At 27.2% G+C, this 16,192-nt stretch carries 14 protein-coding genes and 1 other RNA gene; 5 read left to right on the top strand and 10 right to left on the bottom strand.

What is annotated here, in order from left to right:
- Positions 1–54 precede the first annotated feature (54 nt).
- The 7 genes from SAM46_RS02515 to SAM46_RS02485 form a co-directional block, all read right to left on the bottom strand.
- A complete protein-coding gene (locus tag SAM46_RS02515) occupies positions 55–555 on the bottom strand; it encodes an adenine phosphoribosyltransferase (protein WP_078746985.1) in 501 nt (166 codons plus the stop codon).
- A gap of 2 nt (positions 556–557) precedes the next feature.
- Complete coding sequence (gene infB, locus SAM46_RS02510; RefSeq protein ID WP_078746984.1) at positions 558–2,363, bottom strand: translation initiation factor IF-2; 1,806 nt, start codon at positions 2,361–2,363, stop codon at positions 558–560.
- Entirely contained in the window at positions 2,347–2,634 is a 288-nt protein-coding gene (locus SAM46_RS02505) for a YlxR family protein (RefSeq protein ID WP_078746983.1), read from the bottom strand. Before SAM46_RS02505 ends, infB begins: the two co-directional genes overlap by 17 nt.
- A complete protein-coding gene (locus SAM46_RS02500) occupies positions 2,621–4,276 on the bottom strand; it encodes a NusA N-terminal domain-containing protein (protein WP_078746982.1) in 1,656 nt (551 codons plus the stop codon). The genes SAM46_RS02505 and SAM46_RS02500 overlap by 14 nt, the downstream gene beginning before the upstream one ends.
- Before the next feature lie 9 nt (positions 4,277–4,285).
- Positions 4,286–4,717, bottom strand: a complete 432-nt coding sequence (locus SAM46_RS02495) for an LSm family protein (protein ID WP_078746981.1) — start codon at positions 4,715–4,717, stop codon at positions 4,286–4,288.
- A gap of 118 nt (positions 4,718–4,835) precedes the next feature.
- Positions 4,836–5,387: a hypothetical protein gene (locus tag SAM46_RS02490; RefSeq protein WP_143826109.1), complete on the bottom strand. Its 552-nt coding sequence runs from the start codon at positions 5,385–5,387 to the stop codon at positions 4,836–4,838.
- A gap of 235 nt (positions 5,388–5,622) precedes the next feature.
- Complete coding sequence (locus SAM46_RS02485; RefSeq protein WP_078746979.1) at positions 5,623–6,651, bottom strand: S66 family peptidase; 1,029 nt, start codon at positions 6,649–6,651, stop codon at positions 5,623–5,625.
- Positions 6,652–6,846: 195 nt separating this feature from the next.
- Between SAM46_RS02485 and secDF the strand changes: the two genes are divergently transcribed.
- Both secDF and obgE read left to right on the top strand, forming a co-directional pair.
- A complete protein-coding gene (secDF, locus tag SAM46_RS02480) occupies positions 6,847–9,444 on the top strand; it encodes a protein translocase subunit SecDF (protein WP_078746978.1) in 2,598 nt (865 codons plus the stop codon).
- 91 nt (positions 9,445–9,535) lie between these two features.
- Positions 9,536–10,801 (top strand): GTPase ObgE, encoded by a 1,266-nt coding sequence (gene obgE, locus SAM46_RS02475; RefSeq protein WP_078746977.1) that lies wholly within the window; start codon positions 9,536–9,538, stop codon positions 10,799–10,801.
- Between the two features lie 36 nt (positions 10,802–10,837).
- On the opposite strand, the gene trmB is transcribed toward obgE, so the two are convergent.
- The 3 genes from trmB to SAM46_RS02460 form a co-directional block, all read right to left on the bottom strand.
- Positions 10,838–11,449, bottom strand: a complete 612-nt coding sequence (gene trmB, locus SAM46_RS02470) for a tRNA (guanosine(46)-N7)-methyltransferase TrmB (RefSeq protein ID WP_078746976.1) — start codon at positions 11,447–11,449, stop codon at positions 10,838–10,840.
- Positions 11,450–11,540: 91 nt separating this feature from the next.
- The gene (locus SAM46_RS02465; protein WP_078746975.1) at positions 11,541–12,815 is read right to left on the bottom strand and encodes an HNH endonuclease signature motif containing protein; all 1,275 of its coding nucleotides are present in this window, start codon (positions 12,813–12,815) and stop codon (positions 11,541–11,543) included.
- Complete coding sequence (locus SAM46_RS02460) at positions 12,790–13,860, bottom strand: DNA cytosine methyltransferase (RefSeq protein WP_078746974.1); 1,071 nt, start codon at positions 13,858–13,860, stop codon at positions 12,790–12,792. Before SAM46_RS02460 ends, SAM46_RS02465 begins: the two co-directional genes overlap by 26 nt.
- Before the next feature lie 111 nt (positions 13,861–13,971).
- On the opposite strand from SAM46_RS02460, the gene rsmD reads away from it, so the two are divergent.
- The 3 genes from rsmD (at position 13,972) to rnpB (ending at position 16,148) form a co-directional block, all read left to right on the top strand.
- Positions 13,972–14,517, top strand: coding sequence for a 16S rRNA (guanine(966)-N(2))-methyltransferase RsmD (rsmD, locus tag SAM46_RS02455; RefSeq protein ID WP_078746973.1), 546 nt, complete (start codon positions 13,972–13,974; stop codon positions 14,515–14,517).
- Positions 14,505–15,818 carry a 23S rRNA (uracil(1939)-C(5))-methyltransferase RlmD gene (gene rlmD, locus SAM46_RS02450; protein WP_078746972.1) on the top strand — a complete coding sequence of 438 codons (1,314 nt, stop codon included), beginning with the start codon at positions 14,505–14,507 and terminating at the stop codon, positions 15,816–15,818. Before rsmD ends, rlmD begins: the two co-directional genes overlap by 13 nt.
- 39 nt (positions 15,819–15,857) lie before the next feature.
- An RNA gene (rnpB, locus tag SAM46_RS02445) (RNase P RNA component class B) lies at positions 15,858–16,148 on the top strand.
- Positions 16,149–16,192 lie beyond the last annotated feature (44 nt).

The raw sequence follows: 16,192 nt of genomic DNA, 5'->3' as shown, positions 1-16,192 counted from the left end.
AATAAAATAGCAACCACTAACAAGTGATTGCTGTTTTTTATGTAATTAATCAGTTTACATAATAGAATGAATTTTAATATTTCCAAGCTTAGATTCAGCATCTAAACCAGGAATAACGAATAAAACTACTAAATCAGTTACTGTTATTCCTTGATTTCTTAATAAATCAATTATTGCTTTAGTAGTACCGCCAGTTGCTAAAATATCATCAACAATAACGGCTTTTAGACCAGGTTTGATAACATCAGCTTGTATTTCTAATGTATTATTTCCATATTCTAAATCGTAATTTTGTTTAATGGTATTTCCTGGTAATTTACCAGCTTTTCTAACCATAACAAAAGGTTTTTTGGTTTTATAAGCTACTGGTGTACCAAAAATAAATCCTCTAGCATCAGGTGCTACAATGATATCGGCATCAGCAATATATTTACTCATCTCATCAATTACATAATTGAAAGCTTCGGGTGAGTTTAATAATGGTGCGATATCTTTAAATATAATTCCTTTTTTAGGAAAATCTGGAACATTTTTAATGTATTTGTTTAAATCCATGTTTAATTAACCCTTACATCTTCATAGAATTCTAAAACGTCGTCTTCTTGTATATCATTAAATCCTTTGATATGTGTACCAAAGTCTTTACCTTTGACAACTTCTTTAGTGTCATTTTTATCACGTTTAAGTGAATCAATAACACCTTCATATATACTTTTTCCTGCTCTAATAACTTTTACTTTACTATTAGATTTTACAACTCCGGAATCACACATACATCCTGCAATTTTACCAACTTTAGAATAGTAAAATACTTTCATAATGTGTGCCTCTCCGATTTTTTGTTCTTCATAAATTGGAGCTTTTTCTCCATCAAGCATTTTTTGACAATCTTCAATAATTTTATAAATAACATTATGCACGATTAATGATACACCTGCTGTAGCAGCGTTTTGTTTAATGTTTGGATTAACTTTTAAGTTAAAACAGAAAATAGTTGCATTTGAAGCTTTAGCTAAAAGTAAATCTGTTTCATTAACATTACCAGCTCCTGCTGAAATAACTTTGATAATAGCATCGTCATTTTCAAGCATATTAATTTGGTCTTTAATAGCTTGTGAAGTTCCGTAAACGTCAGATTTAACTATGATGTTTATAACTTTTTTACCATCAACATTATCTTCAACATTGCATTGAGTGTATAATAGGTCCATTTTATCTGCATTAGCTTTTTCTTGGGCTAATTTCTTAGCAAATTTTTCATCATTAAACCCAATGAAACGATCTCCGGCATCAGGTACATAGTTAAGTCCTGAAATAATTGCTGGAGCTCCTGAAACAACTTTATCAATTGTGTTTCCGTTAGCATCATAAATCATTCTTACTCTACCATAACGAGAACCAGCAACTAAGAAATCACCTTTATATAATGTACCATTTTCAACGATAATAGTTGAAACTGAACCGATTCCTCTATCAATACGTGATTCAATAACTGTACCAATTGGATATCTTTTTGGATTAGCTTTTAAATCAAGCATATCAGCAAGTAGCATAATAGCATCAAATAATTCGTTTAATCCATCACCATTCATAGCTGAACCATAAACTATTTGAGTGTCCCCACCATATTCTTCGATAAGCAAGTCATTTTCAGCAAGTTCACCTTTTAATCTGTCTAAATCTTTATTTGGTTTATCCATCTTGTTAACAAACACAATGATAGGAACCCCTGCTGCTTTTGAGTGTTCAATAGCTTCTTTTGTTTGAGGCATAACACCATCGTCAGCTGCAACAACTAAAATAACAATATCAGTAACTTTAGCTCCACGAGCACGCATTTGTGTGAAGGCTTCATGACCTGGGGTATCTAGGAAAGTAATTTTATTTCCTTTATATTCAATTTGATAAGCACCTGTATGTTGTGTAATACCACTGCTTTCAGTTGCGACAACATTTGAATGTCTAATTTTATCAATTAACGTTGTTTTACCGTGGTCAACGTGACCCATAACTGTAATAATAGGTGATCTTTTCACAAGATCTTTTTCATCATCAACAAAACATACTTCATCTAAGAAGTTTGATCCATCGATGTTAGTTTCTTTTTGGAAATCGTATCCATAATCTAAACAAATTTCAGCAATTTGTTCTTCATCAAGAATTGTGTTTAATGTACACATTTTTCCTTGCATAAACATTTTCTTGATAATATCGTTTGCTGATACTTTAATTTTTTCTGCAAAGTCAGCAATTGTCATTTTTTCTGTAAAAATGAAAACTCCATCTTTAAGTTCAGTTTTTGTATTTGATAACTGTTCCTTGATTTCGTCTATGTTTGAAATTCTATTATTTTTCTTTGCCATAAAGTACCTCCTTTAATTCTGCCTCAATATTACTATAAGTTTCAGGTTTAATATTTGTTCTAAAAACACGATTGAGGGCTTTGGTTTTCTTTATGCTATTTCAATTTTCGATTGAAGGAATGAAATATGCTCCTCTTTTTTTCTTATTATGATTTAAATCTAATTCAACTTCGCTTGATTCTTTATCGAAACTAAATCTAATTAATTGTGATATATCTACTATTTGATTAGTAGCTATACATTTTCTAGTTCAAGTTTTATTCTCAATCATCGCTAGCTAAATCATCAACATTTAATGCATCAGATAAACCATAAGAAGCTAAATCATCATCAACCTTAAAGTCTTTCAATTCAACTTTAGTATTTTTGAATTCTTTAAGAACTTTTTTAGCTTTTGCTTCTTTTTCAGCATCACTTTGTTCATCATCTAATTCTGATTCATCATCTTTGTCAAATTCATCATCATATTTTTCGATTTCACTAATGAAATCATAATCAGTTAATGATTCTAAATTTGCATTTGCTTTAATTGCATCTTCATCAAATAATGAATCAAGGTCTTGTAGATTAATTTGTTTTTTCTTAGGACTTTTAGCCTTAGGTTTATTTTCAGCAACAACTTCATTTCCGAATTCATCTAATTCGTTGTTAAAGTCATTAAATAATGCATCTGTATCGATAAATAAATCAATATTTTTAAGTGTTCTAGTTGTTTTTGATGTTTTATTTCTTTCAGTTGATTTAAAGTAATGTTTATCAAATTCTTCAGCTTTTCTAAATGATAATCCTTTAGCAATAGCATCAGAAGCTTTTAATACAGTAATTTTGCTTCCTGTTAATCTTGAAGCTAAATCGATATTAACACCTTTTTTACCAATAGCTATATTAATATCACTATCTCTTGAAATAGCATATATTTTTTCAACACCTTCTTCAGTAACTGAAATTACATCAAGTAATTTAGCAGGAGCTAAAGCATTTTTAATGTATTCAAGTTTATTATCAGCATATTTGATTAAATCGATTTTTTCACCACCTAGTGTTTCAGAAATTGCATTTAATCTAGAAGCATATTCTCCTAATACTGTACCGATGATATCGAAATCAATTTTTCTATCAGGATTTGCTTTTAAAGCAACTTTTGCTCTAAGACCAGCAACACGTTGAATTCCTACGATTAATAAATCACCGTTTTGGATTTCTGGGATTTCGGTAAATAATAAATCGTGTAATTCAGTATTTGATGTGGTTGTTACTGAAATAATACTTAATTTAGAATCTTCATCAATTGCTTCGATATAAACAGGAATAAACTTTCCTGGTTGTAAATTAAGTTTTTCGTTAACTTTATTAGCTGGTAAAAATGCTGTAACTTGATCTTCAAATGCTACATTGTATGAACCATTTTTATTTCTTGTAAGAACTTTAGCATCAACTTTTTGTCCAATCATTTGAGCATATTTAGCTACAATTTTATCTTTTTGTTTAGCTTTTAATTCTTGCTTATAATCATTTAATACTGCTACATTAATTTTGTTTGGTAAATCGGCAAATGTAAATGGTATATCAATTTGATCTGATAACATAGCATGGTCATTAAGTTTTCTAGCATCTGATATAGTAATATAGATTAATTTTTCTTCGGGTGTTTCTTCATTGAATTCAAAATCATCTTCTACAACCTCACCTGTTGTGTTGAACATTTTTACAACTTTATTTTCAAAGTTAGGAACTAAAACAATTTCAGCACTTTTATCAATGTTTTTAACAAAAGCTCTTTCTGTTGCTTGTCTGAAAATTTCCATAACATCTTCAAATTTAAAGTCGTTGTTTGTGGCAACTTCTTCAATTAATCTAAATAATTGAAACTCTTGTGAGTCATTAACTTCTATTTGTTTTTTTCTAATAGCCATATAATCCTCTTAAAATTTTATATATTCACTAATTTCAGATATATTAGACTTATCAATTTTGATTTTTCTAATTCTACCTTTTTGGTTTCATTCTAAATTAATGAAATCATCTTCAATTGATATTAATTTAGCGATTAATTCGTTTAAACCATCAAATGATTTTAATAGTTTAATATCTAAATATTTATCAATATATTGATCTATATTATCAAAGGTAACTGTTAAATCAGTTCCTTTTGATAATACTTCTAATGCAAAATCATCACCAAATCACTGTTGAGATTCTAAATATAATGAAAGTTGTTTTGAAATCTTTTCAACTTCTGATAAATCTCTAGTATCAACAGTAACTGAAAGTGTTTTACCAAACACTTCATCATTTGTTATTTTTGCACTTAAAATACTAGGAAATTGTTGTTTTAATAATTCTTCATTAAACATTTTTCCTCCTATGTAAATGATAAAGAGTTGCCGCTAAGCAACTCCTTTCTCTAACAATTTAATTTATGTATATATAATACAACATTATTAATTTTTATCATAAAGTATTTTTATTTTTTTATCACTTATCTATGGTTATTTTTCTAAAATTTACATATTTTTTATAAGCATCTTGAAACATTTGCGGCATAACAAGTTGAGAAAATCTAATTGTAATATCATAATTTAGAACCATAAGTGTATATACACAAATATCTCTATGATGTTTTTTTAAATATGCAGAAGGTTTTATTCAGGATCCATGTCCATACTTATATATTTTAATTTTCTTTTCCATCATGAGTTCAATTTGTTTAGGATAAGAAACTTTCATGAATTGTTTCTCGTATTTAAGATTTATTTGTCGTTCTTCGACTTTAGAAAATATAACACTATCTAAATCTTTTTTAGAACTTAGTAAATTATTATATTTTCTTCATTTTTTTAATGTGAAGTAAGTGAGGAGATATAACAATGAAATAAAGAAAGGAAGTATGAATGAAAAAATGTCAAACATTAAAAGAAGTTCGATTTTCAACCTAAAGTCTAAATATCATCCTTCTGATAATTTTGAAAAATTTAATTCAAGAACAATTGGAGTAATAGGAAATAATAATGCTATACCTATCAAGATAATAAAATAAAGGAGCGTTTCTTTTAAAGCAATGAAAAATATTTATCATTAATTTTTATTTCGTTTTTAATATAGTAATCCTTACACATAAGTGCTTGAATTTAATAAATTTTTCTTCTACTGAAAAGCAACATTCATAAAGAAGTAATGAAAGAAATAGAAATTAACATATTTTTAATCCTAGATTATCTTCTCTTATTTTTAGATTCATAAACATTTAGTCATTTTCTCCTTATTTATCTAAATCAAATTTAATTGTTTGGTTTATAGCATTAACTAGTGCATTTTTCCCTAATGGAATAATGCAATGTGGGTATGCATGACCTACATTTATGTTATAAACAATAGGCACATTTGATGGTAATTTTTCTTTTAATATATCTTGGTATTCATTGAAATAAATATTATCTTGTGGTTTACCTACTAAAACCCCTGATATTACATCAAAAATTCCGTATTGACTTAAAGCATGTAACATTGTTGCAAATAATTCTGGACTTGATTTAGATTCAGAAGTTTCTAATAATAATATTTTGTCTTTTCATTGTTCAAGAGATGGAAATATTTGATATTTATTTGTAATAGCATAAGCTTCTGAATCAGGATTTAGGAAATTCTTATATATAGATTCAATACATCCACCTAGTATTTCACCTTGAAATATTGGATTTCCTTGTAGTAAAATAAATCCTTCATTAGAATATATTTCTCTTTGGGTCCCCAAAGCATTAGGAGAAAAATCATTTCTTTCTTTATATCAGTATTTTGATGGTTTTATTTCCTTAATATTTCCAGTAGTGATAAGTTCATTAAAATACTTGTATGAATACGGTAGCATTTCATTTGATAATTCACAAATATCGGTTAAAAAAGCTTGACCGTAAAAAGTTTTTAAGCCTAGTTTATAAAGCATAAAATGATTAACAGTTGTATCTGAATAACCGAGAAAAACTTTATTTTTTGTAACTTTTTTTAATCTATCATTTTCAAATAAATAAGGAATTAATTTATATGTATCATTACCACCAATAGCACATAGTATAAGGTCTATATTATCATTCTTAAAAGCATCTATTAAATCTTGTGCTCGTTCTTGTGGATTATTACTAAGATGTTTTATACCTTTTAATGAATTAGGCATAATAGTTGTTTGCATTCCAAATTCACTAAGTCGTTGGAATCCTAAATGCAATTCATGCTTAACAAAATCCTCTCCTAATGCTCCACTAGATAGCGAAATTAAGCCACAATGTTTTAACATATATTCTCCATATTCTTAATATTTATCATCATATAAAAATTATATTTAATTTGATTAAGAATTTAATCAATTTAACTATATTTTAAATGCAAAAATGTACTTATTTATTATCTGTATTACTGTGCAGTGTTACGATTTGTATATCTCTTATATTCAATATGAATATAAGTTTTTTTTGCTAAAATATATAAAGTTATGAAAAATAGATGAAAGAAATTTTTAAAATTAAATAATTGAAAAAGATTTGTCATCGGTTTCATCACAATTATCTCAGCAATTATTGCTATTGTACTTGGAAGTACGCTGTATATCAGCAAAAATGTCAATAAGTCCATTGAGTATGGTGGTGGAGTCGAAGTCCTTGTTCAAGTTAAAAAAGACGGTAAAGATGCAGATAAGCAATTAACCGAGCAGGTTAATAAATCATTATTCGAAAGGCTGACTGGCGGAACTGGTTTAAATGGAATAACTGTTTCTTCAGAAGGTGATGGTAAGATTAGAATCACAAAAAGTGGTGCTATTACAGACTCGCAAAGAATTGAATTCGAAAAAGAGATTGTAGATAAACCTATTTTAACCATTACAAATGCTGAATTGCAACCATTATTCTATGATGGAAATTTCAAAATTGGTAATTCAATTAATACTACACCTGTAGATGAATTAAAACCAAATAATTGAATTCCGCCATTTAAACAAAATTCAGCTAGTGTATCTTCTAATACACAAGATGGTAAAACATCAGTTTCACTAAAATTAGAAAATAATGATGCTGTATTACAATGAACAAAAGCAACAGAATATGTATCAAGTCAGCAAGATCACAGAATGTTAATGTGATTAAACATAGAAAAACTTCTTAAACTTGCTCAAAATAGATATCCTGATGATTGAGAAGCTTCTGGTCATAATTTATGAAACTTTATTCATGTAGGTAATCAAGCTACAAGTATTGAATATAGTCCAAATGGTCAGCCGAAATACACATATAATGCATTAAAAACACACCAATTTAATGCTAGAGAATATTTAATTTCGGATGCTAATGTTAATGGACCATTAAACACAGCTGATGTACAAATTACAGGTAATTTCACACCACAAGAAGCAAGTGAATTAGCTAATAAAATTAATTTTGGTTTAAGTGATTATGAATTAAGTGTTTTATCTAATATTTATTTAAATCCAAATTTAAATGCTAATGCATTTGATTATGCAATGTATGCTGGGATTGTTATTTTTACGTTAATCTCATTATTTATGTTAGTTAACTACGGGTTACTAGGGGCATTAAGTACAATATCAATTGCCTTATATATTTTCTTAACACTACTTATTTTCACAGTACTTCGTGGAGAATATTCACCAGCTACAATAGCTGCTTTAATCATTGGTATTGGAATTAGTGTGGATGCAAATGTTATTACTTATGAAAGATTAAAACGGCAAGTATACACTGGTGATTCACTGAAGAAGTCCTTCAGGAATGCTAATAAGCTTTCCCTTTCATCTATTTTAGATGCCAATGTAACTACTATAATTGTTGGGTTTATCCTATTTTACTTCGGAACAAAAGAAGTAAGAGGATTCTCGGTTACATTAGTACTTTCTATCTTATTTACTCTTTTAATCATGTTAGTATTTTCTAGATTTTTAGCTACTATGTTAGTTAACTCTGGATTACTAGATGATAAGTTATATCTTTTAGGAATTAGAAAAAGATATATTAACCATAAAACTAAACTTGGTATCGCTGTTGAAAACAATAATTATTTAAAACAAGCAAAATGATTCGCACTAGGTTCACTAATTTTCGTGCTAATAGGAATAATTGTATTTGCTTCAATTTCAGGAGCTAAAGGACAATTTTGAGGCGGATTTAATTTAGCTCTTGAATTTAGCGGTGGAACTAATATTACTATTACAGCTGATGTTGGTGCACAATTAACTAATGCTCAAGCTTTAGAAATTAAAAATGATTTAATTGCAAATGCACAAAAAGTTGGAGTAGTTGATATGGATTCAATTATTTCAATTAGTAGAGTAAGTTCTTCAAGTGATAATTGAGCTATTTCAATTAAAACACCTCAAACATTAAATGTAGTACAATTACAACAAATTAAAGATATAGTCTTACAACACGAATCACTTCTTAAAGTTATTGATTATTCAATTTCTTCCCTTGAAGCTCAAAAACTTGTATTAAATGCAGTTATAGCAACAGCAATAGCATTTGCTGGTATCATTCTATACTTACTATTTAGAATGAGTTGAACATATTCTCTAGCTGCTATTATTGGATTGTTACATGACTTCTTAATGGTTATGGCTTTTATTGTTATAACAAGATTACAAGTTTCAACCATTATTGTAGCCGCAATGCTTTCAATACTTGGATTAAGTATTAATGATACTGTGGTTACATTTGATAAGATTAGAGAAACAATTAAAACACAATATATTAATAAAATTTTAGATAAGCAAGATATTGACCACATCGTTAATAGCTCAATAGCGGAAACATTAAAGAGAAGTTTATACACTTCAGGAACAACAATTCTAGCTATTTTAGTTCTATTATGTTTCAACAATGCAACTGATTTCTCATTTAACATTGTTATGTTATTTGGTATTTCAATTGGAGTTTATTCATCTATTTACATTTGTTCATGAGTATGATCAAAACTTGAATTACATCGTCAAGGAGTTATTGCACGTAGAATTAAAACCGGATACTGAGATATCAATCATCCTGATGAACAAACATTTGTTGGAATTAATGACTATATTTAATATTTATTAAAAACAGCATCTTTTACTTGCTGTTTTTATAATAATGTTAAAAAACTAATATAATTTAAATATCAAAAAATAAGGAGACAATATGGCTAAATTTATAGATGAAGTTTATGTAAATATTCAAGCTGGCCGTGGTGGAGATGGAATGGTTTCATTCCGCCGTGAAGCTCACGTAGATAAAGGTGGGCCTGATGGTGGAGACGGTGGACGTGGAGGTAATGTTTACTTCGTTGGAGATACCGGAAAAAACACTTTACTAGCTTTTTATAAAAATAAACATATCGTAGCAAAAGATGGTATTAAAGGTGGACCTAAAAACCTTTATGGTGCTAATGCTGAAGATACTTACATTAAAGTTCCAGTTGGTACTTTAGTATACAATGGTAAAAAATTAATTGCTGATGTAATTGAACCAGATGTACCATATTTAATTGCTAAAGGTGGAAAAGGTGGTCGTGGTAATACTAAATTTAAAACAGCTAGAAATACTGCACCTAGAATTAGTGAAAACGGAATGCCGGGTGAAAAATTTGAAGCTCATATTGTTTTAAAAATTTTATCTGATGTTGGTGTAGTAGGAAAACCTTCTGCAGGTAAATCAACCTTTTTAAATGCTATTTCAAATGCTAAAGCTAAAGTAGCTGATTATGAATTCACAACACTAGTACCACAATTAGGAATGGTTAAATTCCACGATGATTCTTTCACGGTAGCAGATTTACCTGGATTAATTAAAGGTGCTTCATTAGGTAAAGGACTTGGAATTCAATTCCTAAAACACATTGAACGTTGTAGAGTTATAGCTCATATTATTGATTTTGGTTCAGAAGAAAAAGATCCAATTGAAGATTATGAAATCATTAATAATGAACTTAAATCATATAATTTAAAACTTGAAAATAAGCCACAATTAGTTATTGCTAATAAATCAGATTTAGATGATTTCCAAGAACATTTAGCACAATTTAAATTAAAATATCCTGATGTGCAAGTAGTATGTATATCAGCTATTCATCGTGATAATTTAGATGAAGTTAAAGCTAAATTGTGAGATATGATAACTAAACATAATTTAGAAGCTGTTGAAGAAGAGCAAGAAGAAGAAACAGTTATTGAATACGAACCTGATTATGTAATCAAAAATCCATACAAAGGATACTTTGAAATCGAAGGTAAAAAGATTGAAGAACTTTACCATAGAATCCCAATTAATACCTTTGATAACTTATTAAGATTTAATAATATCTTAAAGAAAATGGGAGTTTGAGAAGAACTTGTTCGTATGGGAATTGAAATCGGAGATACTGTAAGTATTTATGGTTTCCAATTTGAATGAACGGATGAAAAATAGTATAAAAAATTACCGAAATTATCCTTCGGTATTTTTTTATCTAGGTTTAGCTATTAAAAAGTTAATATTCTTGCCTTTGGCAGATCATTTTTCTTCATATCCAGTACGAACATTATTTTCATTATATTTTGAATTATGTAAATCACGAGTGAAATCAATAATATCTCAATTATTATTTGCTAAAGATTCTAGTGAATAATCAAATAACTTATCATTATCAGTTTTAAATAATAACTTGCCTACTTGTGGAGTTAATAATTCTTTATATTGTGCTAAAAAAGTTTTGTATGTTAATCTTCTTTTCTCATGAGCATTTTTAGGTCATGGATCTGAAAAAGTAAGTCAGATTGTATCAATATTTCCGCTAAATAATTCATTTAAATTAGCAGCATCTTTAGTAACAATAAAAAGATTATTAGTACCTAATTCATTAATCTTTTTAAGGATTTTATTAGCTACTGTAGGATATTTTTCAAAAGCTATATATCTAATGTTTGGATTATTTTTAGCAAGTTGAGCAATCATTTCACCTTTTCCAGCACCTATTTCTAAAACATCATTATGATTTAAATGAAAAGGGAATTCCTTAATTAGGAATTGTGATACATTTAAATTTGCTTCTGCATTTTTGTCAAATCTTAATCTCATAGTTTCATTATTATAAATGATATTTTTAATTTAATAAATAAAAGGTTTTCAATAGCATGCTGTATTAATTTAATCCATGTTTAAATGTTTATTAAATAGTAACTGAATCTTTATAGTAAAAGTCTTTTAACTTATCTATAGTTATAAAAGTTCATTTATTAATTAATAAATGATTAATTAAATATGGAATAAAAACTTCAATTTCTTGACTTGTTCCGAAAGTAAGAATTCTATGACAATTTGAACATAATGGAATGAGATTTTCAAGTGAATCTACATTTTTATCATTTTGTTTACAAAATAAATCGGCATTTGAAAAAGGTAATATATGATGAGCTTCAAAATAGTATTTATTGTTTCTTGTAATAAAAGTATCATGATGAAGTTCAAAAACTTTATTATTATGTTTTATATTTGAAACCTTATCACTAAAATAGCATTTATCTACATTTTCTAGGACTAATTGTTTTATTAATTGATTTCTAATTCGTTTAATAGGTTCATTGATATTATTATCTACATCGGACGGAATAAATAAATCGTTTTCAATATTGATATTCGAAATATATTTATCAATTATATGTTGATAAGTGGGATTTATAATTAATTGTTTTTTATCCTCTAATAAAAGATTTATCGCTTTAAATGAACATATGCATCATGAATAAAATTTTAATCTAGCATTATCTTTGGTTGTTGATTCTTTATTTTTAGCATTATCCTTTGTAATATTGTTGTAATATTCTTCCTTAAATATCTCAATATCTGTGATATCAATCATTGTATTACTGATAAATTTTTTATTTATATGTTGAAATTTATCAAGCATTACAAAGAAAATTCTAAAAGGATATAAATGCATATTATCAGTAACTTTATAAAGTGAATTAGATGGATATTTAACATCTAATAATAGTCTTACAAAAGAATCAATTAAATTAGATAGTAACTCATTTGATTTTGTAGTTAAATAATTATTTCATTTCTCATAAAAATCAACACCTGCAAAAGTAATCCGCATTTTCTTAATGTTTCCGTCATCATATATTTGCAGTAATTTATAGAAAACTAATGATTTTATTAAGTGTCCTTTAACAGTATTTGTGTCATAAATAATATGGTATTGTGTTAATTTAGCTTGTAAATAATCAAATAATTCTTGTAATGTTACATTATTGTATATAAAATCTTTATCCTTATTATTCATAAAATATTGTAATGTGTGATAAGAATAAAAATTGCAAATATATTTAATATTGCGTTCTTCTACTACAGGAATTACATTGCTTAATTCACCATCAAATATTCTTTTATTACCTGGAGCTCGTCAAAATTGTCTTTTATTTATTGAATTTCTTCAAGACATCTTTATTTTCCTTTAAAAATAAGTAAAAGATTTTTGGTGGAACAGATTCTCCAATAATTTGACGGACTAAATTTTCGCTAGCCCATTCAGGTACTTGGAATGTGTCATCTAATCCAGTTAATAAAAAGATTTCTTTTAGTGTTAGAACTCTAGCATCAGAATATGTTCCATCAGGATTTAATCTTCCTGGATGAACATTATTTTGACTTGAAATAGAACCATTAGCCATTGTAATTGTTGGAGATGGTTTATCTCATTCTATTCTTTTGTATGTTGTTGCAAATCCTTTGATTCTTTGACCATCAGTTTTTACTGGGTAATTTGTTTCATTATGTAAAGCAGATTTTCCAGTTGGTGTATTTCTCATTCAACTAATTTGTCTATCACTATGTGTTTTTGCATTATGATAAGGAATAGAAGAACATTGACCAGGTTCGAGTGAAGGTAGATGTTCAATCGCATCACGAACAGAGGTTATAGGTGTGGGTTGTGACATTTTGAATTTTTCATTTGAAATAATAACTAATGCTCTTTTGCGGTCTTGCGGTGTATCAAATTCTTTAGAATTAACTGTATAAAAATCAATGTGTTTATATAAAGAAGATAATTCTTTAATAATGTAATCCTTTATTAAGATTAATTCATTGTTAACAAATATTTTTGTCTTGTAAAGTTGCACAACATTTTCAATCATAATTAATTTAGGTTTAGTTAATTTAATGAATTCTACTACTTGTACAATTAGTAAATTTCTGACATCATTTGGATCATTTTTACCAGCTACACTCATACCTTGACATGGTGGAGTAGCGATAAGTATTTCATTACCTAATTCTTTATGTTTGTTAATTAGAGTATTAAAAATCTTTTCATCTGTAATATCACCAGCAATTGATAAACAATTTGGATATAAGAAAGAATGATATTGAGCTCTTTTAAGTAATAATTCATTTGATAATGATAAATTTAGATCAAGTTTATCAAGATAAAATGTTCCAATTCCTGCACTAGAAAATAATGAAGTTACACCAATTTTTTTATTCATGTTTACCACCTTTTATTTGTAAATTAATTTTAGCAAAAAGGAGATTAATTTTATTAAATAGATTAAAAATCTATTTAAAGTTTATGTTGTTTAATTTGGTAAAATAAACACATGTTAAGAATAGTTGCAGGTAAATATAAAGGGCTTAAAATCGAACAACCAGATTCAAAATTTACACGTCCTACTACAGATAAAGTTCGTGAGGCTGTGTTTTCATCTTTACAATTTAAACTTGAAAATACCACTTGTTTAGATCTTTTTGCTGGATCCGGAGCTTGGAGTATTGAGTCTATTTCAAGAGGAGCTATTAAAGTGGATAGTGTAGAAAAAAACAAGGTTGTTTATAAAATAATTCAACAAAATATCGCTAAATTACCAGATAAAAATAGCATTAATTTAATCAATAATGATGCTTTAATGTTCTTGGATAAAACAAAAAATACTTATGATTTTGTCTTTATTGATGCACCTTTTATTCAATATGATTTAGTTTCAAAATGTTTAGCTAAATTAGTGCAAAATAATTTATTAAAAGAAGATTTTGAAATCATATTGGAAACTGATAATTTTAGTAACATTATTCTTCCGAAAGAATTAAAAGTTTATAAAAATAAGAAATATGGAAAGATTGAGATTTTATACTTATGTCAGAATTAAAAAAATATCAAGTTGGTGATAAATTAATAATAAATTGTAGTGATATTAGTTATGAAGGACTAGGAGTTAGTCGATTAAATAATTATGCTATATTTACCTCTAATTTATTTCCTGATGAACAAGCTCAAGTTACTTTAAGTAAAGTAACAAGTAAATATGCTTTTGCTACTGTGGATAAATTAATTAAAGTATCTCCATATAGAAATAAGAATCAATATGATTGTTATAATTCAGCTCCTTTAATTAATTTAAATTATCAGCAACAAATTGAATTCAAGAATAATTATTTTAAAACTTTATTATCGTGAAATCTAGGCAATGAAATATTACAAGTTTATAAGGATTTTTCTCCTTCTTTAGTAATTACTAATTATCGTAATAAAGTTCGTTATCCATTGATAAAACAAGATCATAAATTAGTGCTTGGAGAATATGATATCAAGTCAAATGATTTACATATAGCTAATAATTACATTCAAAATATGCATATTATTAATCAATGTTTAGATGAGGTTCTCGCTATTGTAAATAATTATCTAGAATCAAATAAAAAGAAAAATGCTATTAATTTTTATAATGAAATAATAATTAGAGCTAATCAGGATAATAAAGTTTCTTTAGCTATGGATATACATTCTGATTATGATATTCCTAATTCGATAATTGAATCTATTAAAGATATTGAATATATTGTTGATTTTAATATTATTAAAAAACATAAAGTAAAAAATATTTTTACTAAAGAAGAATTTGTAATGCAAATAGCAAATAAAGAATTTATTTGCAATATAAATTCTTTTTTCCAAATTAATATTAATGTAGCTCAAAATATCTTTAAGCAAATTAAAGAATATATTTCTAAATCTTTCGAAAACATTATTCTAGATGCTTATTGTGGAGTAGGAACAATCGGACAATTAGTAGCTAGTGATCATAAAGTTATTGGTAGTGATATCGTTCAATCAGCTATTATTAATGCTAATAGAAATAAAGAAATAAATCAAGTGCAAGCTAGTTATTTTGTAGGGGATTCTGCAACCATATTTAAAAAACAAATTAAAGATTTAACCAATACATTTTTAATTCTAGATCCACCACGTAGCGGAATAACACCGCAATTTATTCATTGAATTAAACAAAATAAAATTAAAAATATTATTTATATGTCTTGTGATGTTAAAACCTTAGTAAGAGATTTAAAAGAATTAAATGATTTATATGAAATTAAATCAATTCAAGGATTTGATATGTTCCCAAATACTGCACATATTGAAGCTTTAAGCATATTAAAAATTAAATAAAATACTTAATTTTTTACTCATTAATGTTATTATATATAAGCATATAGCTGACAGCTGCTTATAAAGTAGAGGAAAGTCCGTGCTAGCACCACCTGCAATGGTGGTAGTGATTGCGCTTAGCCCAATAAGCTATGGATATAAGGAAACTTATAGACGACTAGTGCCACAGAGACGAGAGAAATGAAACGGGTAAACTCCGCAAGCTAGAAACTCAAATTTTGGTAGAGGAATTCAAGCTAAGAACTCAATGAAGCTTGGAAATATCTATTTATAGATATTAGATAAATTGTCAGCACTGTAGTAATACAGAACAGAACACGGCTTATGATGCAACGCTCATTACGAGCGTTTTTATTTGCTTGTTTTGTATATAA

This window comes from Mycoplasmopsis verecunda, from assembly GCF_033546915.1.
Classification (GTDB): domain Bacteria; phylum Bacillota_I; class Bacilli_A; order Mycoplasmatales; family Metamycoplasmataceae; genus Mycoplasmopsis; species Mycoplasmopsis verecunda.
This window is presented reverse-complemented; position numbering and strand designations above follow the sequence as displayed.